Source organism: Micromonospora sp. NPDC049230, assembly GCF_040647875.1.
Classification (GTDB): Bacteria; Actinomycetota; Actinomycetes; order Mycobacteriales; family Micromonosporaceae; genus Micromonospora.
The window spans coordinates 1-20,663 of sequence record NZ_JBEZCZ010000071.1; the positions used below are offsets into that span (position 1 = coordinate 1).

The 20,663-nt window shown below is 71.8% G+C and carries 25 protein-coding genes and 1 riboswitch; of the genes, 12 read left to right on the forward strand and 13 right to left on the reverse strand.

The window, feature by feature from the left end; translation table 11 throughout:
* The first annotated feature begins 480 nt into the window (after nt 1–480).
* The gene (locus tag AB0A95_RS33470; RefSeq protein ID WP_357559765.1) at nt 481–681 is read left to right on the forward strand and encodes a thioredoxin reductase; all 201 of its coding nucleotides are present in this window, start codon (nt 481–483) and stop codon (nt 679–681) included.
* Nucleotides 678–1,439: a pirin family protein gene (locus AB0A95_RS33475; RefSeq protein WP_357559766.1), complete on the forward strand. Its 762-nt coding sequence runs from the start codon at nt 678–680 to the stop codon at nt 1,437–1,439. The genes AB0A95_RS33470 and AB0A95_RS33475 overlap by 4 nt, the downstream gene beginning before the upstream one ends.
* 160 nt (nt 1,440–1,599) lie before the next feature.
* On the opposite strand, the gene gndA is transcribed toward AB0A95_RS33475, so the two are convergent.
* The gene (gene gndA / locus AB0A95_RS33480) at nt 1,600–3,042 is read right to left on the reverse strand and encodes an NADP-dependent phosphogluconate dehydrogenase (protein WP_357559767.1); all 1,443 of its coding nucleotides are present in this window, start codon (nt 3,040–3,042) and stop codon (nt 1,600–1,602) included.
* A 187-nt stretch (nt 3,043–3,229) separates the two neighbouring features.
* Nucleotides 3,230–3,526 (reverse strand): thiamine-binding protein, encoded by a 297-nt coding sequence (locus AB0A95_RS33485; protein WP_357077142.1) that lies wholly within the window; start codon nt 3,524–3,526, stop codon nt 3,230–3,232.
* A 291-nt stretch (nt 3,527–3,817) separates the two neighbouring features.
* Here AB0A95_RS33485 and AB0A95_RS33490 point away from each other — a divergent pair, with 291 nt between their 5' ends.
* Nucleotides 3,818–4,126, forward strand: coding sequence for a hypothetical protein (locus AB0A95_RS33490; protein WP_357559768.1), 309 nt, complete (start codon nt 3,818–3,820; stop codon nt 4,124–4,126).
* A 131-nt stretch (nt 4,127–4,257) separates the two neighbouring features.
* On the opposite strand, the gene AB0A95_RS33495 is transcribed toward AB0A95_RS33490, so the two are convergent.
* From AB0A95_RS33495 to AB0A95_RS33505, 3 genes are all read right to left on the reverse strand, one after another.
* Nucleotides 4,258–5,058: an energy-coupling factor transporter transmembrane component T gene (locus AB0A95_RS33495; RefSeq protein WP_357559769.1), complete on the reverse strand. Its 801-nt coding sequence runs from the start codon at nt 5,056–5,058 to the stop codon at nt 4,258–4,260.
* Nucleotides 5,055–6,578: an ABC transporter ATP-binding protein gene (locus AB0A95_RS33500; protein ID WP_357559770.1), complete on the reverse strand. Its 1,524-nt coding sequence runs from the start codon at nt 6,576–6,578 to the stop codon at nt 5,055–5,057. Before AB0A95_RS33500 ends, AB0A95_RS33495 begins: the two co-directional genes overlap by 4 nt.
* A gap of 114 nt (nt 6,579–6,692) precedes the next feature.
* A complete protein-coding gene (locus AB0A95_RS33505; protein ID WP_357559771.1) occupies nt 6,693–7,286 on the reverse strand; it encodes an ECF transporter S component in 594 nt (197 codons plus the stop codon).
* Nucleotides 7,287–7,361: 75 nt separating this feature from the next.
* Nucleotides 7,362–7,466, reverse strand: a riboswitch (TPP riboswitch).
* A 106-nt stretch (nt 7,467–7,572) separates the two neighbouring features.
* Between AB0A95_RS33505 and AB0A95_RS33510 the strand changes: the two genes are divergently transcribed.
* The 5 genes from AB0A95_RS33510 (at nt 7,573) to AB0A95_RS33530 (ending at nt 12,731) form a co-directional block, all read left to right on the forward strand.
* A complete protein-coding gene (locus AB0A95_RS33510) occupies nt 7,573–8,403 on the forward strand; it encodes an alpha/beta fold hydrolase (RefSeq protein WP_357559772.1) in 831 nt (276 codons plus the stop codon).
* Nucleotides 8,404–8,432: 29 nt separating this feature from the next.
* Entirely contained in the window at nt 8,433–9,239 is an 807-nt protein-coding gene (locus tag AB0A95_RS33515) for an AAC(3) family N-acetyltransferase (RefSeq protein WP_357559773.1), read from the forward strand.
* Entirely contained in the window at nt 9,236–9,985 is a 750-nt protein-coding gene (locus AB0A95_RS33520) for an SIS domain-containing protein (protein ID WP_357559774.1), read from the forward strand. Before AB0A95_RS33515 ends, AB0A95_RS33520 begins: the two co-directional genes overlap by 4 nt.
* 139 nt (nt 9,986–10,124) lie before the next feature.
* On the forward strand, nt 10,125–10,628 hold the full coding sequence (locus AB0A95_RS33525) for a DUF6328 family protein (RefSeq protein WP_357559775.1): 504 nt from the start codon (nt 10,125–10,127) through the stop codon (nt 10,626–10,628).
* A 180-nt stretch (nt 10,629–10,808) separates the two neighbouring features.
* Entirely contained in the window at nt 10,809–12,731 is a 1,923-nt protein-coding gene (locus tag AB0A95_RS33530; RefSeq protein WP_357559785.1) for an acyl-CoA dehydrogenase family protein, read from the forward strand.
* Between the two features lie 97 nt (nt 12,732–12,828).
* Here the strand turns inward: AB0A95_RS33530 and AB0A95_RS33535 are convergent, their stop codons facing one another.
* From AB0A95_RS33535 to AB0A95_RS33570, 8 genes are all read right to left on the reverse strand, one after another.
* The gene (locus tag AB0A95_RS33535) at nt 12,829–12,996 is read right to left on the reverse strand and encodes a hypothetical protein (RefSeq protein ID WP_357559776.1); all 168 of its coding nucleotides are present in this window, start codon (nt 12,994–12,996) and stop codon (nt 12,829–12,831) included.
* A gap of 93 nt (nt 12,997–13,089) precedes the next feature.
* Nucleotides 13,090–13,698 (reverse strand): hypothetical protein, encoded by a 609-nt coding sequence (locus AB0A95_RS33540; RefSeq protein ID WP_357559777.1) that lies wholly within the window; start codon nt 13,696–13,698, stop codon nt 13,090–13,092.
* 51 nt (nt 13,699–13,749) lie between these two features.
* Nucleotides 13,750–14,160 (reverse strand): Fur family transcriptional regulator, encoded by a 411-nt coding sequence (locus AB0A95_RS33545; RefSeq protein WP_357559778.1) that lies wholly within the window; start codon nt 14,158–14,160, stop codon nt 13,750–13,752.
* Nucleotides 14,157–14,456, reverse strand: a complete 300-nt coding sequence (locus AB0A95_RS33550; RefSeq protein ID WP_357559779.1) for a metalloregulator ArsR/SmtB family transcription factor — start codon at nt 14,454–14,456, stop codon at nt 14,157–14,159. Before AB0A95_RS33550 ends, AB0A95_RS33545 begins: the two co-directional genes overlap by 4 nt.
* 37 nt (nt 14,457–14,493) lie before the next feature.
* Nucleotides 14,494–15,366: a metal ABC transporter permease gene (locus tag AB0A95_RS33555; RefSeq protein ID WP_357559780.1), complete on the reverse strand. Its 873-nt coding sequence runs from the start codon at nt 15,364–15,366 to the stop codon at nt 14,494–14,496.
* A gap of 3 nt (nt 15,367–15,369) precedes the next feature.
* Nucleotides 15,370–16,131, reverse strand: coding sequence for a metal ABC transporter ATP-binding protein (locus tag AB0A95_RS33560; protein WP_357559781.1), 762 nt, complete (start codon nt 16,129–16,131; stop codon nt 15,370–15,372).
* Complete coding sequence (locus AB0A95_RS33565) at nt 16,128–17,072, reverse strand: metal ABC transporter substrate-binding protein (RefSeq protein ID WP_357559782.1); 945 nt, start codon at nt 17,070–17,072, stop codon at nt 16,128–16,130. Before AB0A95_RS33565 ends, AB0A95_RS33560 begins: the two co-directional genes overlap by 4 nt.
* Before the next feature lie 54 nt (nt 17,073–17,126).
* Nucleotides 17,127–17,384 (reverse strand): hypothetical protein, encoded by a 258-nt coding sequence (locus AB0A95_RS33570; RefSeq protein ID WP_357077194.1) that lies wholly within the window; start codon nt 17,382–17,384, stop codon nt 17,127–17,129.
* A 29-nt stretch (nt 17,385–17,413) separates the two neighbouring features.
* Between AB0A95_RS33570 and AB0A95_RS33575 the strand changes: the two genes are divergently transcribed.
* From AB0A95_RS33575 to AB0A95_RS33590, 4 genes are all read left to right on the forward strand, one after another.
* Nucleotides 17,414–17,755, forward strand: a complete 342-nt coding sequence (locus AB0A95_RS33575; protein ID WP_354979695.1) for an antibiotic biosynthesis monooxygenase — start codon at nt 17,414–17,416, stop codon at nt 17,753–17,755.
* A gap of 24 nt (nt 17,756–17,779) precedes the next feature.
* Complete coding sequence (locus AB0A95_RS33580; RefSeq protein ID WP_357559783.1) at nt 17,780–18,259, forward strand: hypothetical protein; 480 nt, start codon at nt 17,780–17,782, stop codon at nt 18,257–18,259.
* Nucleotides 18,260–18,373: 114 nt separating this feature from the next.
* A complete protein-coding gene (locus AB0A95_RS33585; RefSeq protein ID WP_357077200.1) occupies nt 18,374–19,753 on the forward strand; it encodes a glycine--tRNA ligase in 1,380 nt (459 codons plus the stop codon).
* A gap of 139 nt (nt 19,754–19,892) precedes the next feature.
* Nucleotides 19,893–20,573, forward strand: coding sequence for a hypothetical protein (locus tag AB0A95_RS33590; protein WP_357559784.1), 681 nt, complete (start codon nt 19,893–19,895; stop codon nt 20,571–20,573).
* Nucleotides 20,574–20,663: the final 90 nt, after the last annotated feature.

The window sequence follows — 20,663 nt, forward strand, 5'->3', positions numbered from 1 at the left end:
CTCGATGAGGACGCCGAGCGCCAACGTGTCGTTGATGCCCAAGGCCCACTTCGTCACGGTGTTGAACGTGACCGGCGCGTCCCACCCCCACTCCGTCCCACCCCCACCCCGCCCCGCCACTCCGCCCGGCCCTCCCCGCCCCGCCCCGCCCCGCCCCGCCCCCGTCCCCCGTCCCGTCGATCATGGAGTTGTGGTGGCCGGATCAGCCGCATTTACGACTTATGTTCACCACCACAACTGCATGATCGACCCGGACGGGGCGGGGTGGGGTGGGGTTCGTGCGGGGCGGGGTCAGGGGTCGGGGGTGAGGGGGTGGGGAGAAGGGTGGTGGGGGTGGGGGGTGGGGGTGGGGTGGGGTGGGGTGGGGTGGGGGTGGGGCGCTGTTCCGGGGTGGTGGGGGAGTGGGGGCGGGTAGGGTCCGGAGGTGGTGGGACGACGGGGGTTGGGGTGGAAATGCGGGATCTTCGGTTCAAAATGATCATGGCGTTGAACGCCGCCGACCTGGGTGAGCCGATCTGTGCGCAGGTGGCCGACATCTGTGCCGAGATCGCCGAGCAGCACTGCGCCGAGTTCGGTCACACGCCGCAGATACGTACCGGTGAGATCGCCGAGCTGGCCACCGGCGAACCGGCCCTGACCTGGGCGCCGTCGACCCCCGACGCCGGGCCGCGTGCCTGGTGACCGCGCCCGCTCCCGCCGTCGACGTGCGTCGCGCCGATGATCGCTTCGCCACCCGGATCTCCTGGCTGGACTCCAGGCACTCGTTCTCGTTCTCCCGGCACTACGACCCGGCCAACACCCACCACGGTCTGCTGCTTGTCAACAACGACGACGTGGTGCGCCCGGGGGCCGGCTTCGAAACCCACCCGCACCAGGACATGGAGATCATCACCTGGGTGCTGCGCGGCTCCCTGGTGCACCAGGACTCCACGGGGCACTCCGGGGTGATCTACCCGGGCCTGGCCCAGCGGATGAGCGCCGGCACCGGCATCCTGCACTCGGAGAAGAACGACGCCTGGCGGCTCGACAACCAGGAGCCGCACAGCGATCCGGTCCACTTCGTGCAGATGTGGGTGCTCCCCGACGAGCAGGGCATCGACCCCGGCTACGAGCAACTGGAGATCGAGGACGAACTCCTCCGCGGCGGCCTGGTGCCGATCGCCTCCGGCATGGACCGCTACGACGGTGCGTCCGCGATCCGGATCCGCAACAGGTACGCGACCCTGCACGCCGCCCGTCTCGCCCCCGGCGACGAGGTCACCATCCCCGACGCACCCTTCGTGCACCTGTACGTGCCCGACGGCACTGTGACCCTGGAGGGCAGCGGCCCGCTCGGCACCGGCGACGCGGTCCGGCTCACCAGGACCGGAGGCCGGCGGGTCACCGCCGACGAACCGGCCGAGATCCTCGTCTGGGAGATGCACGCCACCGTCGCCTGACCGTTGCCCGGCCGGGAGGCGCGCACCCCCCTGCCCCATGAGCGCGCACCGCCCTGCCCCCACGATCGCGCCCGAACATGGATGTAGTGGCCTCCCCAGCAGGGGAGACCACTACATCATGGATCGAGCACGATCGCGGCGCCGCGCGGCGCCGCGCCGACTACGCCGGGGACTCGGTGCGGTCGGCGGCCCAGGTGGTGTGGAACGAGCCCTCGCGGTCGACCCGCTGGTAGGTGTGCGCACCGAAGTTGTCCCGCAGACCCTGGATCAGCGCGGCGGGCAGGCGCTCGGCGCGCAGCGCGTCGAAGTACGCCAGCGACGACGAGAACGCCGGGGTCGGCACACCTGCCCGGGTCGCGTCGGCCACCACCCGCCGCCAACTCGGCACGCCGGCGGCGACCGCCTCGGCGAAGTACGGCGCCACCAGCAGCGTCGGCAGGTCCGGCTTCTCGTCGTACGCCTCGCGGATGCGGTCGAGGAAGCGGGCCCGGATGATGCAGCCGCCCCGCCAGATCGTCGCCGTGCCGCCGAGGTCGATGTCCCAGTTGTACTCCCGGCTGCCGGCGCGGATGTGGTCGAAGCCCTGTGCGTACGCGACGATCTTTGAAGCGAGCAGCGCCCGGCGGACGTCCTCGACGAACGCGTCCCGGTCGGCGACCTGCCACTTCTCACCCGCGTCCGGGAATGCCCGGCGGGCGGCCTCGCGCTGGTCGACGTGCCCGGAGAGCGAGCGGGCGAAGGTCGCCTCGGCGATTCCGGTGATCGGGATGCCCAGATCCAGGGCACTCTGCACGGTCCACCGGCCGGTGCCCTTCTGTTCGGCCCGGTCCTGCACGATGTCGACGAAGGGTCGGCCCGTCGCCGCGTCGGTGTGCGCGAGCACATCGGCGGTGATCTCGATGAGGAACGACTCCAACTCGCCGCCGTTCCAGTCGCGGAAGATCTCCGCGATCTCCGCCGGCTTCGCGTCCAGGCCGGCCCGAAGCAGATCGTACGCCTCGGCGATGAGCTGCATGTCGGCGTACTCGATGCCGTTGTGCACCATCTTGACGAAGTGCCCGGCACCGTCCGGCCCGACATGGGTGCAGCACGACACGCCGTCCACCTGGGCGGCGATCTTCTCGAACATCGGCCCGAGCTTGGCGTACGACTCGGCGGAACCGCCGGGCATGATGCTCGGCCCGAGCAGCGCGCCCTCCTCGCCACCGGAGACGCCGGTGCCGCTGAAGTGCAGCCCCTGCGCGCGCAGCGCCTCCTCCCGGCGGCGGGTGTCGGCGAAGTGGGCGTTGCCGCAGTCGACGATGATGTCGCCCTCCTCCAGCAGCGGCACCAACTCGTCGATCACCGCGTCGGTGGGCGCACCCGCCTTGACCATCACGATCACCGCCCGGGGGCGTTCCAGTGACGCCACGAAATCGGCCATCGTCTCACCGGGCACGAAGGTGCCCTCGTCGCCATGCTCGGCGACCAGGCTGCGGGTGCGTTCCGGCGAACGGTTGTGCACCGCCACCGTGAAGCCGTTGCGGGCCAGGTTGCGGGCTAGATTCCGGCCCATCACCGCCAACCCGGTCACACCGATCTGCGCCGTCGCCTGCTCAGCCATTCGTGCCGCCACCTCTCGTCACCACTATCAGCGTTTCGAAACTTACCGTGATGTGAGCCGATCTGGACCAGTGATCCACCTCCCGTTTCTGCGAACAACATGCACGTTGCGAATGGTGGCCCGGGCTCTCCGCAGTGCGGCCGGTAGGCCGTACAGGGAAACCTGTCGCCAACCCGTGCCGTGCGCGTCAGCCTTCGGCGAGGCGGGCTTCGATTCGGGCGATCTTCCCGTTGAGCGCATCGGTGACTCCGGGCCGGACGTCGGCCTTGAGCACCACACTCACCCGGGGCGCCTGCGCGGCGACCACGTCGACCGCCCGTTTCACCACCGCCATCACCTCGTCCCACTCGCCCTCGACGGTGGTGAACATGGCATCGGTCCGGTTGGGAAGGCCGGAGGCACGGACCACCCGCACCGCCTCGGCGACCAGGTCGCCCACGGAGTCGTCACCGCCGAGCGGGGTGATCGAGAACGCGATAAGCATGTGCCGATCGTGCCAGTAAACGGATGCGCGTCCGGTCGGGCGGCGGCTAGGGTTACGGACATGCGTAACTGACGCCCCACTTCCGAGCCGGCCCGCCGTCCCGCGTCGCGGTCCGTGCGCTCTCCCGGGCGTCCCGCATCCCCTCCCGCCGTTCGGCGGCGCTGGCCCTGCCTGGCCCCGGTGAGCAGTCCCTTCCCCTTTCGACCGTCGCACAACGACGGTCACCAGCCGATCCGACCGACCGCCGCAGCGCGGGGCCGGCCGTGCCGGTCGGCATTGACGGAGGTCTGGATGCCTGCGAGGCGTAACCCGAAGAAGTCCCGTACCCCGAAAGCGATGCCGCTCGGCATCGATCCGGCGGCCGGCCACGGCCCGCTCCCACCCACCCTCCCCGACCTGGAGCGAGCGCTCGAAGCGCCCCTGCCGGCGGTCGATGTGCCGGCGGTCGTCGACGCGCCCGCGGTGGGAGATCTGCCGAAGCCGACCGGGCGGCCGAAGGCGCCGACGGCAGGCCCGCCGCAGGGTGGCGGCAACCGCTCCGGCGGCGGGCGCAGCCAGCAAGCTGGCCAGACCCGCCGCTACGCCTTCCGCCGCAGCTGATCGAGCCGCCCCCGCCCCGCCTCACCCCGTGATCTCGCATTTTCTGTCCTCACAAAACCGAGATAACGGCATGAAGCAGCGACAGAAACTGCGGATCGGCGGGGCGAGCGGCGGGCCAGCCGGCTGGTGATTCAGCTGATCAAGGGGCGGAAGGTGCCGGCGATGATGCTCGTCGTGAGGGCGGCACCGGCCAGCACCACCGCCCCGGCGATGAGGAGCGCGTCGGCGCGGGTGAAGTGCTGACGGCGGGCGACGGTTCGGGGTGTGCCGGCGTCGAAGCCGCGGGCGTCCATCGCCACGGCGAGCCTGGTGCCCCGGCGGATCGCTCCGACCAGCAGCGCGAACGCGGTGGAGGCGAACAGTCGCAGCTTCGCCACCGGGTTGCGGCCCGCGTCGACGCCGCGAGCCCGTCGGGCCATGCTGATCATCTGCCACTCCTGACCGAGCAGCGGCACCAGACGGAACGCGGCCAGGGCCCCGATGGCGAACCGGGCCGGCGCCCTCACGTTCTGGATCAACGCGTCGGCCAGGTCGGTGGGGTCGGTGGTCGCGAAGACGATCACGCCGGGCAGGGCCACCGCGAAGATCCGCAGCACCAGGCCGAGGGCGGTGAGCAGCACGCCGGTGCTCACCAGGATCGGTCCCGCGTCCAGCAGGACCCGGCCGGACCGGTCGGCGGCGAAGAGCACCAGGGTCACCAGGATGCCGGCAGCACTGAGGAGCAGCGGCCAGGCCCGGCGGGCCAGCACCCGGTAGCCGATGCCGAACAGTGGCAGCACGGCGAGTTCGAGCGCGATGGCGATCGCCGGAGCGAGGGGGTCCAGGGTGGCCAGCAGGGTGAACGAGAAGATCAGCGCGGCGGCGACCTTCGCCACCGGGTTGCGGCGGGCCAACGGCGCACCGGGCGCGGCGATCGGCTCGATGCTGATCATCGGACGTCGTCCCGGTCAGGCCGGCTCGCCTGTCGGCCAGCCCGATCACCTGCCGCCGACTGGCCAGCCCGATCGCCTGCTGGGTCGACAGGCACGACGCCGGTCGCGGCCCGGTGCAGGGTGACGGTGCGGTCGGCGAGCGCCGCCACGAAGTCCGCGTCGTGGGTGACCGCGACCACGCCGTGCCCGGCGTCGCGCAGGTCGGCGAAGAGGTCGACCAGCTCCCGCCAGGTCCGCCGGTCCTGGCCGAAGGTGGGTTCGTCGCAGATCAGCAGACGGGGCGCGGTGGCCAGGGCGGTCGCCACGCTCAGCCGCCGCGCCTCACCACCGGAGAGGGTGTACGGGTTGGCAGCGGCGAGGCGGCCCAGGCGCAGCCGTTCCAGCAGCTCGGACACTGTCTCCTTGACTGCCGACTCGGGTTGACCGGTCCGGCGTGGGCCGAGCGCCAGCTCGTCGAAGACGGTGCTGGTTACGAACTGGTGCTCCGGATCCTGGAAGACCGACCCGATCCGCCGGGCCAGTGCGGGGGCCGACCAGCGGTGCGGGGGAGTGCGGTGGTCGGTGCCGGCCAGCTCGACGGATGCGGTGACCCGTCCGGCGCCCGGCCGGAGCAACCCGCCGAGCAGCAACGCCAGGGTGGACTTGCCGGCGCCGTTGGGTCCGCGTACGGCGAGTGCCTCGCCGGCGCGTACCGCAATGTCGGTGGAGCCCAGCCGGGGCGGCAGGCCGAGCCGGTCGGCGGTGAGCAACAGGTCACCGGGCGCGGCGGTGGCCGGCCGGGGCGCGATGGGGTGACCGGGCACCCAGACCCCCTCGGCGGCGAGCGTGGCACCGTGGGCGGCGAAGACGGCCTCGGGTGTGCCGTCCGCGCGGACCCCGCCGCCGGGTTCCAGGACGACCACCCGGTCGACGAGTGGCAGCGCCTCGGCGATCCGGTGTTCGACCAGGATCAGGGTGGTGTCGGCGTCCAATGCGCCGGCCACCGCCTGGCGGATCAGGTCGGCCCCGGCCGGATCGAGGTTGGCGGTCGGTTCGTCGAGCAGTAGCAACTCCGGACACAGCGCCAGCGCGCCGGCCAGGGCGAGGCGTTGCTGTTCGCCGCCGGAGAGCGCGGCGGTGTGGCGGTCGCGGGGGTACGGGAAGCCGACGCGGCGCAGTGCCTCGTCCACGCGGGGCCAGATCTCGTCGGTTGGTACGCCGCGGTTCTCCAGCCCGAACGCGACGTCGTCGCCGCAGCGCGCCATCACCAGCTGGGTTTCCGGGTCCTGGAAGACGACGCCGACGCGTTCGCGGCCCTTGCGCGGGTCGACTCCGTCGATCTCGACGGTGCCCTCCTGCTCGCCGGAGTCCTCGGGGAGCAGCCCGGCCAGCGCGCTGATCAGGGTGCTCTTACCAGCCCCGGAGGGCCCGAGCAGCAGAACCCGCTCCCCGGCCTCGATCCGCAGGTCAACCCCGCGCACAGCCCAGGCCCGCCGCCCGGCGTGCCGCCACCCGAACCCCCGCAGGAGTACCTCGCCCACAAGCCCACCCCCTCCCAGCCCCGGCTCCACCCTGCACTGTCGATCATGAGGTTGACGGTGGTTCTGAAGATCCAACCGCCGGTCAACCTCATGATCGACGCGGGTGGAGCGGGGTCAGATCAGTGCTCGGTTTCGGCCTACCGGGAAACGGTCCAGAACTCCGGTCCTGGCCAGGGACTCGGTCAGCAGCCAACCGCCGGCACCGGCGATCACTGTGGCGCTGACGATGGTGGCCAGCGCGTACGGGAGGCGGTAGTCGGTGAGCGCGTAGTCGGCGTTCCAGACGAAGAAGTCGAACAGTGCGGCGCTGAGACCGGTCAGCGCGCCGGCAAGCAGCGCGGTCGGCAGCCGGTACGACCGGTAGCGGAAGGCGGCGAACGCCAACTCGGCGCCGATGCCCTGCACGATGCCCTGCGGGATCACAATGCCGGCCCACTGGCTGCCCAGCAGCGCGGAGAGGACCGCGGCCACCGTCTCGCAGTAGAGCGCGGCACCGGGCTTGCGGATGACCAGGCCGCCGATGACGGCCGGCATCAGCCAGACGCCGTAGAGCAGCGCCTGCGCCGGCGGGAAGAAGGTGAACGCACCCTCGGTGGCGCTCCAGACCAGGCCCCAGGCCCAGAAGATGACGCCGAAGGCGACAGCGATCACCGAGGCGACCACGATGTCGATTGTCCGCCAGCGGTCGCTGTCGGTGGTGAGTTTCATGTGTTGCTCCCAGTTCTGACTGCGAACCAGGAGAAGACGCACGCCGCGCGTCCGGTGGCACCGGACGGCGGCGCGGCTGGAGGTCGACCGAACTCCCTGCGCTGGCATTACCCAGATCAGGTTCGAGGGTCTGCGGGCGTGCCCGCACTCTCAGCGCTGTGCGCTCCCCTGTCGGATGTGAAGTTGTCTCGACGACGCTAACACCGACCGGGGGTGCCGGCCCAGCAGGGCTTCCGCCCGTCTTGGTGGTCGGCCAGCCGGACGCCGGCTGGGTAGGCTGGCGATCATGCGGGTCGACGCGCGAGGTCTCACGTTCGAGGTAACCGCCGGCGGTCCGTCGGACGGCGTACCCGTCCTGCTGCTGCACGGGTTTCCCCAACACCGCGGCGAGTGGGACGACGTGGTGCCCGCGCTGCACGCGGCCGGGCTGCGCACGTACGCGCTGGACCAGCGCGGCTACTCGCCCGGCGCGCGGCCGACGGCGGTGGCCGACTACCGGATCCCCGAGCTGGTCGCCGACGTGGTGGCCGTGCTCGACGCCCTGGGGCTGGACGCCGTCCACCTGGTCGGGCACGACTGGGGCGCGGTCGTGGCCTGGGCCGTCGCCGCCGGGCACCCCGACCGGGTCCGCACGCTGACCGCGGTGTCCGTGCCCCATCCGGCCGCCATGGCGTACGCCCTGGCCAGCGACGGCCAGCAGAAGGCCCGCTCGTCGTACATCACGTTGTTCCGCAAGTCGGGCACGGCGGAGAGGGTGCTGCTGGCGTGGAACGCCGCCGCGCTGCGCAAGATGCTCGGCGGGGTGGGCGACGCGCCCCGGGTGGACCGCTACGCCGCGCCGATGCGTGCGCCCGGGGCGCTCACCGCCGCCCTGAACTGGTACCGGGCGATGTCCCGCGCCGACCTGGCCGGCGTCGGCCCGGTCGCGGTGCCCACCACCTACGTGTGGAGTGACCGGGACGTCGCCATCGGCCGGAGCGCCGCCGAGGCGTGCGCCGCGAACGTCACCGGGGCGTACCGCTTCGTGCGGTTGACCGGTGTGAGTCACTGGATTCCGGACACGGCGCCGGGGCCGCTCGCCGAGGCGATCCTGGCCCGCGCCTCCGGAACGGCCTGAGCCGTGCGGGTCGGTCGGGGAGGGGCACCGTGACGACGGGTACCAGCGGGCCGGGCACGCGGCGCTCGATCGCCGCGCAACTGCGCCTGCTGGGCGTACGCCCCGGCGCGACGCTGCTGGTGCACGCCGGGCTGCGTGCGCTGGGGTTCGTCTGCGGCGGACCGCACGCGGTGGTGCTCGCCCTGCGTGACGCGCTCGGCCCGGACGGCACCATCGTGGTGCCCACCCACACACCGGACAACAGCGACCCCGCGCAGTGGCGCAACCCGCCGGTGCCGGCGGACTGGTGGTCGCTGATCCGCGCCGAGATGCCGGGCTTCGACCCGGCGGTGACCCCGAGCCGGTTCATGGGCGCGCTCGCCGAGACGGTCCGTGGCTGGCCCGGGGCGCTGCGCAGCTCGCATCCGCACGTGTCGTTCGCCGCGCTCGGCCCGGCCGCCGAGCAGGTGGTGGCCGGGCACCGCCTGGCCGACATGCTCGGCGAGGGCTCGCCACTGGCCCGGCTCTACGACCTGGACGCCGACGTCCTGCTGCTCGGCGTGGACCACTCCGTGAGCACCTCGCTGCACCTGGCCGAGTACCGCTGCCCGGGTTCGCCCCGCGAGCGGGTCGGCGCCGCGGTGCGGACCGGCGACGGCGGACGGGAATGGGTGTGGTGGCAGGACGTACGGCTCGACGCTGACGACTTCGACGCGTTGGGCGCGGACCTGGAGATCACCGGGGCGGTGCGCAGCGGACCGGTCGGCACCGGGACCGGCAGGTTGATGCGCCAGCGGGCGGCTGTCGACTTCGCGGTGCGCTGGCTGGACCGTAATCGGACGACGGAGGACGCATGACGGTGAGTGCCGAGGCCTACCTGGCCGTGGTGACCGAGACGATCGGTCGGGTGGCCGCCGGCCAGCGGGAGGCGGTGGGGCGGGCCGCCGACCTGATCGCCGACGCGGTACGCGCCGACGGGGTGGTGCACGCGTTCGGCACCGGACACTCCGAGGCCCTCGCCATGGAGATCGCCGGTCGGGCGGGGGGTCTGGTGCCGACGAACCGGATCGCGCTGCGTGACCTGGTGCTGCTCGGCGGCGAGCCGGCCGAGCGGCTCGGCCCGTTGCTGGAGCGGGATCCCGCGGTGGCCCACCGGCTCTACGAGCTGGCTCCGGTGCGGCCCGCCGACGTCTTCGTGCTGGCCTCGAACTCCGGGGTCAACGGCGCGATGGTGGAGTTCGCCACGCTTGTCAAGGAGCGCGGCCACGGCCTGGTGGCGATCACCTCGGCGCAGCACTCGGGCCGGATGACCTCCCGCCACCCGTCCGGGCGCAAGCTGGCCGACCTCGCGGACGTCGTGCTCGACAACGGTGCGCCGTACGGTGACGCGACGCTGCCGCTGCCCGGCGGCGGCGCGGTCGGCGCGGTCTCCTCGATCACCGCCGCGCTGCTGGCCCAGCAGGTCACGGTGGAGGTGGTGGCGCGGCTGCTGGCGGTGGGGGAGCGGCCGCCGGTCTACCTGTCGGCGAACATCCCCGACGGCGACGCGCACAACACGGAGTTGGAGGCCCGGTACGCCGGTCGGATCCGACGCGGTGCCTGACGTGACGCTGATGGCCGAGGTGCGTCCGGAAGGTGAACGACGGATGTCGTGAACCCGTTTCACGCTCGCCCGGGTGGGGCATTGGCGTTGCTGCCGGCGGCCGGGACCGCCGGCAGTAGCGTCGCACCGGAGGTAGCGCGTGTCCAAGGAGACCGAGAAGCAGCGTTGGCAGCGCAATTTCGCCGACCTGTTGCAGGAGTTGCGGGTCGCACAGACGGGCGTGCAGATCCTCTTCGCCTTCCTGCTCACCCTGCCGTTCAGTAACGGGTTCACCGAGACCACGGAGTTCCAGCGGGACGTCTACATCGTCGCGTTGCTCGCCGCGGCCGCCGCGACCGCGATGATCATCTCGCCGGTGGCGTTCCACCGGGCGTTGTTCCGGCAGGGGCGCAAGCCGGAGTTGGTCCGCTTCGCGCACCGGATGGCCACCGGTGGTCTCGCCTTCATGCTGATCGCGATGGTCAGCGCGGTGCTGCTGATCACCGACTTCGTGCTGGACCGGCCGATCGCCTTCGTGCTCAGCGCGCTGACCGGGCTGTGGTTCATCACGTTCTGGGCCGCCCTGCCGTTCGCTCGCCGCAACTGGGGTGAGGATGACATCGACGACGAGGACGACGACCCGGACGAGATCGCCGACCGCTGATCTGGCAGATCTCCACCGATGGCTACCCCTGGGTAACAACCGGGAGTAGCGTGACGACAGGCGCATGTCGACGTAGCCGCACCGAGGTTCGAGGGGGCAGCCGTGACCACGACGCAGGACGGCCGACCAGCACCGGACGGCCCCGACGCCGCACCCCGCACCGCCGGTGCCGCGGCCCCGTTGCCCAAGGAGGCCGGCCAGGTCTCCGAGAAGGAGGCCCGGCAGGTCGCCGAGGCCGCCCGCGAGTCCACCTGGGACCGGCCCAGCTTCGGCAAGGAGCTGTTCCTCGGCCGCTTCCGACTCGACCTGATCGACCCGTGGCCCCGATCCGATCCGGACGACGTGGCGCGCGCCGAGGAGTTCCTTGGTCGGTTCCGCGCCTTCCTGACCTCCGAGGTGGACGGGGCGGCCATCGAGCGCGACGCGTCCATTCCGGACTCGGTGTTCCACGGCCTGGCCGACCTCGGCGCGTTCGGCATGAAGATCGACCGGAAGTACGGCGGGTTGGGGCTGAGCAACCTGCACTACTGCCGGGCCCTGATGCTGGCCGGCTCGGTCAGCCCGGCCATCGGCGCGCTGCTCTCCGCACACCAGTCGATCGGGGTGCCGCAGCCGCTGAAGATGTTCGGCACCGAGGAGCAGAAGCAACGCTTCCTGCCCCGGCTCGCCGCCGGCGAGGTGTCCGCGTTCCTGCTCACCGAGCCGGATGTCGGCTCCGACCCGGCCCGGCTGGCCACCACCGCCGAGCCGACCGAGGACGGCACCGGCTACCGGCTCAACGGGGTGAAGCTCTGGGCCACCAACGGCATCGTGGCCACCCTGCTGGTGGTGATGGCCCGGGTGCCGGCCACCGAGGGGCGGCGGGGCGGAATCACCGCGTTCGTGGTGGACGGCGACAGCGCCGGCATCACCGTCGAGCGGCGCAACGAGTTCGTCGGCCTGCGCGGCCTGGAAAACAGCCTCACCCGGTTCCACGACGTGGTCGTGCCCGCCGAGAACGTCATCGGCGGCGAGGGCAAGGGGCTGAAGATCGCCCTGACCACGCTGAACACGGGCCGCCTGTCACTGCCGGCGATGTGCGTGGGCGCCGGCAAGTGGGCGTTGAACGTGGCCCGGGGCTGGGCCGCCGACCGGGTCCAGTGGGGCCGGCCGGTGGGCGAGCACGAGGCGGTCGCGCAGAAGCTCTCCTTCATCGCCGCCACCACGTACGGCATGGAGACCATGCTCGACCTCTGCTGCCTGCTCGCCGACGACGACCACAACGACATCCGGATCGAGGCCGCGCTGGTCAAGCTGTACGCCAGTGAGATGGCCTGGAAGATCGGCGACGAGCTGGTCCAGATCCGGGGCGGGCGCGGCTACGAGACGGCCGACTCGTTGGCCGCCCGTGGCGAACGCCCGGCCAACGTCGAGCAGGTGCTCCGCGACCTGCGGATCAACCGGATCTTCGAGGGCTCCACCGAGATCATGCACCTGCTGATCGCGAGGGAGGCGGTCGACGCCCACCTGTCGGTGGCCGGCGACATCATCGACCCGGACGCGGGCCTGGGCCGCAAGGCACGCGCCGGCGCCCGAGCCGGCGCCTTCTACGCGAAGTGGCTGCCCACCCTGGCGGTCGGCCGGGGGCAGAGCCCATCGGCGTACGCCGAGTTCGGCCCGCTCGCCGCCCACCTGCGTCAGGTGGAGCGGTCGTCGCGCAAGCTGGCCCGGTCCACGTTCTACGCGATGTCCCGCTGGCAGGGAAAGATGGAGCGTAAGCAGGCGTTCCTCGGCCGCGTGGTGGACATCGGCGCGGAACTGTTCGCGATGTCCGCGGTCTGCGTCCGGGCCAACGCCGAGCGGGGCAGCCGCCCGGAAAATGTCGAGCTGGCCGACCTGTTCTGCCGGCAGGCGCGGGTGCGGGTGGACGCCCTGTTCCACGCCCTGTGGGACAACACCGACTCGGTCGACACCGCCGCCGCGAAGCGCATCCTCGCCGGCCGCTACGCGGGCCTGGAGGAGGGCGTGATCACCCCGTCCGACGAACTGCCCTGGGTGGCCCGCTGGTCGCCCGGCCCGTCCACCGCCGAGGACGTCCGCCGCCGCATCCCGCCGAAGCCCTGACCGCGCCGCCGGCCGCCAACCCGAGCCGGTGCCGGCTCAGCGGGCCGCGACGTGGGTCGGCGGGCCGCGGTGTGGCTCGGCGGCGCCACTGCGGAGGTCAGCGGGCGATCGCCCAGGCCAGCACCGCCGCCAGGATCAGGCCGTTGAGCGCCGCCAGGCCCAGGTAGGCCGCGGACGGGATCTTCTTGCCCCGGCGGACGAAGGACACCAGGACGGCGGCGTAGCCGAGCAGCAGGACGGCGATGACGACCAGGAAGTAGAACACCCGAAGACCTTAACGGTCCCCGCCGCGCAGGCCACCGTGGCGCGGCGGGGAAGGCACGAGTGGTGGGCACGGCACGTGCTGGGGACGTCGTCGTCAGCGGCTTCGGCCGCGCAGTCCGAGGTGGCGCAGTTCCAGCGCGGCCAGCGCGTCGACAGTCGCGTCGTCGCCTCGCCGCCACGCCTCGGCGACGTCCGGACCGATCCGGGTCAGCCGGCCCAGCGGCTGGGTGGCCAGCGCGCGCAGGGCGAGCAGATCCCGACCGGCCGGCCCGGCGGCCAGCTTCGCGGCCGATCCGGCCCGACGTATCCAGCGGACCCGCAGCGGCAGCCAACCGAGCAGCACGATGCCGAGCGGGAAGATCAGCACCGCGATGGTGAGGGCGAGGGCGAGCTGGTCGACGAGGTGCTGCTGGTCGCGGCCCGCGTCGGCGAGCCCCCGGGCGGCGTCGGCGGCCTGCCGGAAGGGCGCTGTCAGTTCGTCGCCGACCAACGGCACCCGGCGCACCTTGCTGCCGGCGTCGGCGAGGTTGTCGGCGAGCCCGCTACCGGCGCCCTCCAGCTTCTGCCCCGGTACGGCGAGCTTCTGCACCAGGTCGTGTAGCCACAGCGCGCCGCGGATTGCCACGTACACCCAGGCGACGACGAGCAGGTCGGTGAGCAACTGACGGGCGGCTGTCGGAAACCGATCGGCATAGATTTTCACGCCGGACAGCGTGCCACGAACCGAGCGCTGACGGCACTGTCGGATCGACGTTCAGCGAACGCAGGCCGGGCAGGTGCCGAAGATTTCCAGGGTGTGGCTGACGTCGGCGTAGCCGTGCTGCGCGGCGACCCGGTCGGCCCAGCTCTCCACAGCGGGCCCGGCCACCTCGACGGTGCGCCCGCAGACCCGGCAGACCAGGTGGTGATGGTGCCCCTCGCTGCACCGGCGGTAGAGGTGCTCGCCGCCCGGCGGCCGCATCACGTCGATCTCGCCCGCGTCGGCCAGCCCCTGGAGGGTGCGGTAGACGGTGGTCAGGCCGACCCGCTCGCCGCGCTGGCGCAGCATCGCGTGCAGGTCCTGGGCGCTGTGGAAGCCCTCCATCTCGGCCAGCAGCGCACTCACCGCCGTACGCTGCCGGGTGTTGCGCACCGCGGCGCCGCTCTCGCTCGGGCTCTCGGTCATGATCCCTCCCCGGCGTGGCTGACCGCGTCCGCCACGATGTGCGCGACGTGCTCGTCGACCAGGCTGTAGGCGATCTCGCGCCCTCGGCGGGAACCCCGCACCACACCCGCGCCGCGTAGCACCCGCAGGTGCTGGGAGACCAGTGGTTGCGCGGCGCCCAGTCTGTCCACCAGCTCGTGCACGCACCGCTCACCGGTGGCCAGCTCACTGACGATGGCCAGCCGGATGGGCGCGGACAGGGCGCGGAGCAGCTCGCTGGCCCCGTCGAACCCCTCGTAGCCCGTTGCGCTGGTCATCCTGCAACGGTAACCAATACCACCGACGGTGCCCCGCTCAGGATCGGCCCAGCATGACCTCGTGGGGTTCCGCCGTTGGCGCGGTGGCCGGCGTCGACCGCCGGCGCAGTGTGCGCCAGACCCCACCGGCGACGGCGACCACCAGGAAGGAGGCGATCGCGACAAGCACCACCGAGGCGCCCGGCGCGGTGTCCGCCGTGGCCGCCACCCAGACACCGGAGCCGGCGGCGAACAGCCCGAGGGCCATCGCCGCGGTCATGGTGCTGCGGAAACCCCGGGTGACCTGCTGGGCGGTGGCGACCGGCACCACCATCAACGCGCTGATCAACAACACTCCGACGGCCCGCATCGCGATGGTCACGGTGATCGCGGTGGCGACCGCGATCAGCAGGTTCAGCGTACGCACCGGCAGGCCGGAGACCCGGGCGTACTCCTCGTCGTGGCTGACCGCGAAGAGCGCCGGGCGCAGCGCGATCATCGTGACCAGGATCGCCGCGCCGAGCACCGCGATGGTGATCACGTCGGCGAGGGAGGTGGTGATCAGCGACCCGAACAGGTAGGCGTTCAGGTTCGCGCTCGTCGCGTCGGAGAGGCCGACCAGCAACACACCGCCCGCGATGCCGCCGTAGAAGAGCAGGGCAAGGGCCAGATCACCGGAGGTACGCCCACGGGCGCGGACCACCTCGATGGCGATCGCGCCGGCGGTGGCGACGAGCACCGCGACGAGCACCGGCGAGCGGTTGAGCAGCAGGCCCGCCCCGACACCGGTCAGCGCCACGTGCCCGACACCGTCGCCGATCAACGCCAACCGGCGTTGCACCAGGTAGATGCCGAGCGCCGGCGCGGCCAGGCCGATCACCAGCGCGCCGATCAGGGCATGCTGCATGTAGGAGTACTGGAAGAGTCCCATGGGTCAGTTGCTCCACAGCCCGGCGGGCTCGTCGTAGCAGTGCGGGTGCACGTGGTCGTGGCCCGGTTCCGCGTGATGGCCGGCCGGGTCCGGCACCGCGCCGTCGTGGGCGATGCGACCCTCGTGGACGACCACCGCCCGACTGATCACCGGTCGCAGTGGGCCCAGCTCGTGGGCGACGAGCAGCACCGTCCCGCCGTCGGCGACGAAGTCGCGCAGCGCGTCGGCGAACGCCTCCTGGCTGGCCGCGTCCACCCCCGCGGTGGGCTCGTCGAGGACCAGCAGCTCCGGTTGCCCGGCCAGGGCGCGGGCGATCAGGGTGCGTTGCTGCTGGCCGCCGGAGAGCGTGGCCACCGGGTCGCCGGCCCGGTCGGCGAGCCCGACCGCGAGCAGCGCGGCATCGACGGCGGCCCGGTCGGCTCGACCCGGCGGCCGGAGCACCCCCCGGCGGGCCAGCCGCCCGGACGCCACCACCTCACGGACGGTCGCGGGCACCCCGCCGCCGGCACCCAGCCGCTGCGGAACGTACCCGATGCGCTCCCACTGCCGGAACCGGCGCAACGGCCGGTCGAAGAGGGTGACCGAGCCGGCGCTGAACGGCACCAGCCCGAGCACGGCGCGGATCAGGGTGGACTTGCCGGAGCCGTTGGCGCCGAGCACCGCGACCACCTCGCCGGCGGTCACGGTGAGCGAGATGTCCCGGAGCACGGGGCGGCCGTCGTAGCCGACCACCCCGTGCTCGACGGTGATGACAGGTGAGGTCACGAGCAGCCCAAGGCCGTCTGCAGGGTCCGCAGGTTGGTACGCATCACCGAAAGGTAGTCCCCGTTACTGCCGGCTGCGAGCCCTTCGATCGGGTCCAGTACGGCGGTCTTCGCGCCGACCTGCCCGGCGATGGTCTCGGCGACCTTCGGGCTGACCAGGGTCTCGAAGAAGATCGTGGTGGCGTGGTGCTCCTTCGCCTCCTCGATCGTGTGTGCGAGCCGCTGCGGCGAGGGCTCGACGTCCGGGCTCAGCCCGGTGATGCCGACCTGTTCGAGTTGGTAGCGGTCGGCGAGGTAGCCGAACGCGGCGTGGCTGGTCACGATCTCCCGCCGCTGGCAGGTCGCCAGACCCCGCTTGAACTCGCCGTCCAGGGCCGTCAGGTCGGCGCGCAGCGTCGCGGCGCGGGCGGTGTAGTCGGCGGCGCGGGCGGGGTCGGCCTTGCCGAGCCGCTGGGCGAGCTGGTCACCGATGCCGGCGAGCCGGGTCGGGTCGAGCCAGACGTGCGGGTCCTTGCCGCCGTTGCCCTCCTCGGCGTGCCCCTCCTCGCCCTCGTGGTCGTGCCCGCCGGCGGACGCGTCCAACAGCGGCTGCACGCTCGTCACGTCGAACGCCCGGTCGCCGCCGTTCTGGGCGACGGCGTCGTCCACCGCCGGCTGGAAACCCCTGAGGTAGACGATCAGCTCGGCCTCGCTGACCTGGCCGACCTGGCTCGGGCTGAGCTCCAGGTCGTGCGGCTCGGCGCCGGGCTTGGCCAGGTTGGTCACCCGGACCGCGTCGCCGCCGATCCGCTCGGCCAGGAACTGGAGGGGATAGAACGCGGCCACCACGTCGACCCGCTGGGAGTCGGCGCCGTCGGCGCTGGTGGAGCAGCCGGCCCCGGCCCCCAGGGTGAGGAGGGCGGTGACGGCGGCCAGGACACGGGACGTGGCGCGGTTGCTCATGTCGCCAACTGTGCGTGGCAACGATAATGATTGTCAAAAACGCATGATTGCATCTCAGAGCAGCTTCGCGAGGCCCACCGTCACCAGCAGCGTGAGCATCACCAGCCGAATCAGCCGGGTCTGGGGCGCCTGAACCGCCCACGTCGTCGCCAACAGGGCGATCAGCACGGCGGCCAGCGCGAGCGTCAGCAGCCCCCCGATCACGCCTGGGGTGAAGAACGCCACCAGCACCACCACCAGGGTGATCAGGAACACCGACGTCGGATTGGCCCCGGCCAATCGGGCCAGCAGAGGGCGCTGCGTACGCTGCATCCCACAGACTCTACGAGGAGGGACACCCGTTGCTGGTGACCAACCGGTTCGTGGTCGACGTCGATGTCGCAGACGACTTCACCGAACGGGCGCACGCCGCCCTCACCGCACTGGCCGCCTGCCCCGGCTACCTGCGCGGCCAACTGGTCCGGGCGCTCGACGACCCCCGGTACTGGTCCCTGGTCACCGAGTGGGAGTCGGTCGGCACCTACCGCCGGGCACTTGGCGCCTTCGAGGTCAAGGTCAGCGCCGTACCGCTGCTCGCCGAGTCGGTCGACGAGCCCTCCGCGTACGAGGCGCTGGCCACCGCCGCCCCCGGCGGGGCCGTGGTCGTCGCCGAGAGTGATCGGGCTGCGGGTCCTTACCGCTGAGCCGCCGGACACTACGCTGCCCCTATGACCGCACCCGCCCCGCCACCCGGTCCCGGCGTGGCTCCGCCGTTCGCCGCGCCGCCCACCGAGGGGCGCCGGACCCGGCTCTGGATCGGCCTCGGCGTCGGCGCGCTCGCCGTGGTGCTCTGCTGTGGCGGGGGCGGCAGCGCCGTCGTCGGCCTGTTCGTCACCGGCGTGCAGGCGGTCCGGGAGCAGGCCCGCACCGTGACCGGCGACTACTACCAGGCGCTTGTCGAGCGGAACTACGGGCGGGCGTACGAGCAGCTCTGTGACGACGCGCAGCGCCGCGAGTCCCGGCCCGAGTTCGAACGGCGTGCCGCCGCCGAACCGCAGGTGGCCGAGTTCCGGCTGGGTGAGGTGGACACCATCAACCTGACCATGCCGGTCGACGTGACGCTCGACGGCGGTGGCCGGGAGCAGCAGCAGGTCATCCTGGGACGCGACGGCCAGACCGGCGGCGTGGAGGTCTGCGGGGTCAACTGACCCGCCCCCGGTATTCTGCTGGGCTCAGGGCGACGGTGGTCGTACCGTTGTCCCGAACCGACCGATCCATCCACATCTCGCCCCCGCCGACCGCCAGCCGGCGTAGGAGGAAACATGCCAGCCGACCGTATCGACGCCGTCGTCAGCCTCGCCAAGCGACGAGGCTTCGTCTTCCCCTCCAGCGAGATCTATGGGGGCACCCGATCGGCGTGGGATTATGGCCCGCTCGGCGTGGAACTCAAGGAGAACGTCCGCCGGCAGTGGTGGAAGACAATGGTCCAGCAGCGCGACGACGTCGTGGGCCTGGACTCAGCGGTGATCCTGGCCCGCAAGGTGTGGGAGGCCTCCGGCCACATCGCCGAGTTCGTCGACCCGCTCACCGAGTGCCAGTTCTGCCACAAGCGGTTCCGGGCGGACCACCTGGAGGAGGCGTACGAGGCCAAGCACGGCAAGCCGCCGGTCTCGCTCGCCGAACTCAACTGCCCCAACTGCGGCAACAAGGGCACCTTCACCGAGCCGAAGATGTTCAACGGCCTGATGAAGACCTACCTGGGCCCGGTGGAGAGCGACGAGGGGCTGCACTACCTGCGCCCGGAGACGGCGCAGGGCATCTTCGTCAACTACAAGAACGTCGAGACTGTCGCCCGCAAGAAGCCGCCGTTCGGCATCGCGCAGACCGGCAAGTCGTTCCGCAACGAGATCACCCCGGGCAACTTCATCTTCCGGACCCGCGAGTTCGAGCAGATGGAGATGGAGTTCTTCGTCGAGCCGGGCACCGACGAGCAGTGGCACGAGTACTGGCTCCAGGAGCGCTGGAACTGGTATCTCGATCTCGGCCTCTCGGCGGACAACCTGCGCCTGTACGAGCACCCCAAGGAGAAGCTCTCCCACTACTCGAAGCGCACCGTCGACATCGAGTACCGCTTCCAGTTCGGCGGCACCGAGTTCGCCGAGTTGGAGGGTGTCGCCAACCGCACCGACTTCGACCTCTCCACGCACAGCAAGCACTCCGGCGTCGACCTGTCGTACTTCGACCAGACCAAGAGTGAGCGCTGGATGCCGTACGTCATCGAGCCGGCCGCGGGCCTGACCCGCGCGGTGCTCGCCTTCCTGCTGGAGGCGTACGACGAGGACGAGGCACCCAACACCAAGGGCGGCGTGGACAAGCGCACCGTGATGCGGTTCGACCCGCGGCTGGCCCCGGTCAAGGTCGCGGTGCTGCCGCTGTCGCGCAACGAGGCGCTGTCGCCGAAGGCCAAGGACCTCGCGACGCTGCTGCGCAAGCGTTGGGTGGTGGAGTTCGACGACTCGCAGGCGATCGGCCGCCGCTACCGTCGGCAGGACGAGATCGGCACCCCGTTCTGTGTGACAGTCGACTTCGACACCCTGGACGACAACGCCGTGACGGTCCGCAACCGGGACACCATGGCTCAGGAGCGAGTCTCCCTGGACCAGGTCGAGCGCTACCTGATCGAGCGCCTTCCCGGCTGCTGACGTACCCCCGACTGGCCCCTTCTCCACGGTGTTGGAGAAGGGGCCAGTCCGTGGTTTACCAGGCAAAACGCGGGTCGATGAAATTAATTCAATGCCATCTTTCGATATCTTGGTCGTGATCGGAAGAAGGTGGGTTGACATGGCGAAGCGATTTCTCGTCCTCCGCGTGACCGCCGCGGCGGCAATCGTCGCGGGATTGCCGGCGCTCTCGGGCTCCACCGCCCACCGCGGTGCCGCCCAGGCGCCCCCCGCCCAGGCTGCCGCCCCCGCCCCGCCGGCGCAGAACGCGTCACGCGGGTCGGCCGCTTCGGTCGACACGGCCGCGCCGTCCGGGTCGTCCGCCGAGGGGATGATCGAGGCCGCCCAGTCGAGGCTCGATCCCAGGGTCGCCTCCCGCCGCGCTCCCGCGCGCAGCGTGCCCCCACGGGCCCCCGTCGCCCCACCGGTCGTCGGTGCGGCCGGTGGTGCGCGCAGCGCGCCCCCGCGGGCCCCCACGACACGTCTCGCCCCCGTCACGGCGATCCACTCGCAGGCCGCGATCGACCGCGGAGCGCTCGTCACCTGGACGACCTCGCCGACGTGTCTCCTGGCGGGGCACGACACCATGGGTTGGGCGTGGCTGGACGACCTCCCGGCGGGACGGGTGGTGCGGGTCGTGTCGGGGCCGTGCGCGGGCACCTACCAGGTGGTCGGGCGCCGGTGGCAGCCGCGCAAGGGCGGCACGATGCCGCACTGGGCGAGCCGATACGATCTCGTGCTCCAGACCTGCACGGGGCCCAGCGGGACGGGCTTCAGCACCGCCCGCCGGCTGTCCCGCTAGGTTCTGTCTCGCGGATCATGAATCTCGCTCGTTAGACCCGTTGTGGCACGAGGCGATCTGACGAATCACGAGTGGGCTGTGCTGGCGCCG

Bases quoted from the DNA above. Each gene is read 5' to 3' on its own strand.
- AB0A95_RS33490 (WP_357559768.1), top strand. From the start codon at position 3,818: ATGCCTGCGAGGCGTAACCCGAAGAAGTCCCGTACCCCGAAAGCGATG.
- AB0A95_RS33565 (WP_357559782.1), bottom strand. From the start codon at position 17,072: ATGAGCAACCGCGCCACGTCCCGTGTCCTGGCCGCCGTCACCGCCCTC.
- AB0A95_RS33510 (WP_357559772.1), top strand. From the start codon at position 7,573: ATGCGGGTCGACGCGCGAGGTCTCACGTTCGAGGTAACCGCCGGCGGT.
- AB0A95_RS33570 (WP_357077194.1), bottom strand. From the start codon at position 17,384: ATGCAGCGTACGCAGCGCCCTCTGCTGGCCCGATTGGCCGGGGCCAAT.
- AB0A95_RS33550 (WP_357559779.1), bottom strand. From the start codon at position 14,456: ATGACCAGCGCAACGGGCTACGAGGGGTTCGACGGGGCCAGCGAGCTG.
- AB0A95_RS33485 (WP_357077142.1), bottom strand. From the start codon at position 3,526: ATGCTTATCGCGTTCTCGATCACCCCGCTCGGCGGTGACGACTCCGTG.
- AB0A95_RS33505 (WP_357559771.1), bottom strand. From the start codon at position 7,286: ATGAAACTCACCACCGACAGCGACCGCTGGCGGACAATCGACATCGTG.
- AB0A95_RS33585 (WP_357077200.1), top strand. From the start codon at position 18,374: ATGCCAGCCGACCGTATCGACGCCGTCGTCAGCCTCGCCAAGCGACGA.
- AB0A95_RS33555 (WP_357559780.1), bottom strand. From the start codon at position 15,366: ATGGGACTCTTCCAGTACTCCTACATGCAGCATGCCCTGATCGGCGCG.
- AB0A95_RS33545 (WP_357559778.1), bottom strand. From the start codon at position 14,160: ATGACCGAGAGCCCGAGCGAGAGCGGCGCCGCGGTGCGCAACACCCGG.
- AB0A95_RS33520 (WP_357559774.1), top strand. From the start codon at position 9,236: ATGACGGTGAGTGCCGAGGCCTACCTGGCCGTGGTGACCGAGACGATC.
- gndA (WP_357559767.1), bottom strand. From the start codon at position 3,042: ATGGCTGAGCAGGCGACGGCGCAGATCGGTGTGACCGGGTTGGCGGTG.
- AB0A95_RS33495 (WP_357559769.1), bottom strand. From the start codon at position 5,058: ATGATCAGCATCGAGCCGATCGCCGCGCCCGGTGCGCCGTTGGCCCGC.
- AB0A95_RS33470 (WP_357559765.1), top strand. From the start codon at position 481: ATGGCGTTGAACGCCGCCGACCTGGGTGAGCCGATCTGTGCGCAGGTG.
- AB0A95_RS33580 (WP_357559783.1), top strand. From the start codon at position 17,780: ATGACCGCACCCGCCCCGCCACCCGGTCCCGGCGTGGCTCCGCCGTTC.
- AB0A95_RS33590 (WP_357559784.1), top strand. From the start codon at position 19,893: ATGGCGAAGCGATTTCTCGTCCTCCGCGTGACCGCCGCGGCGGCAATC.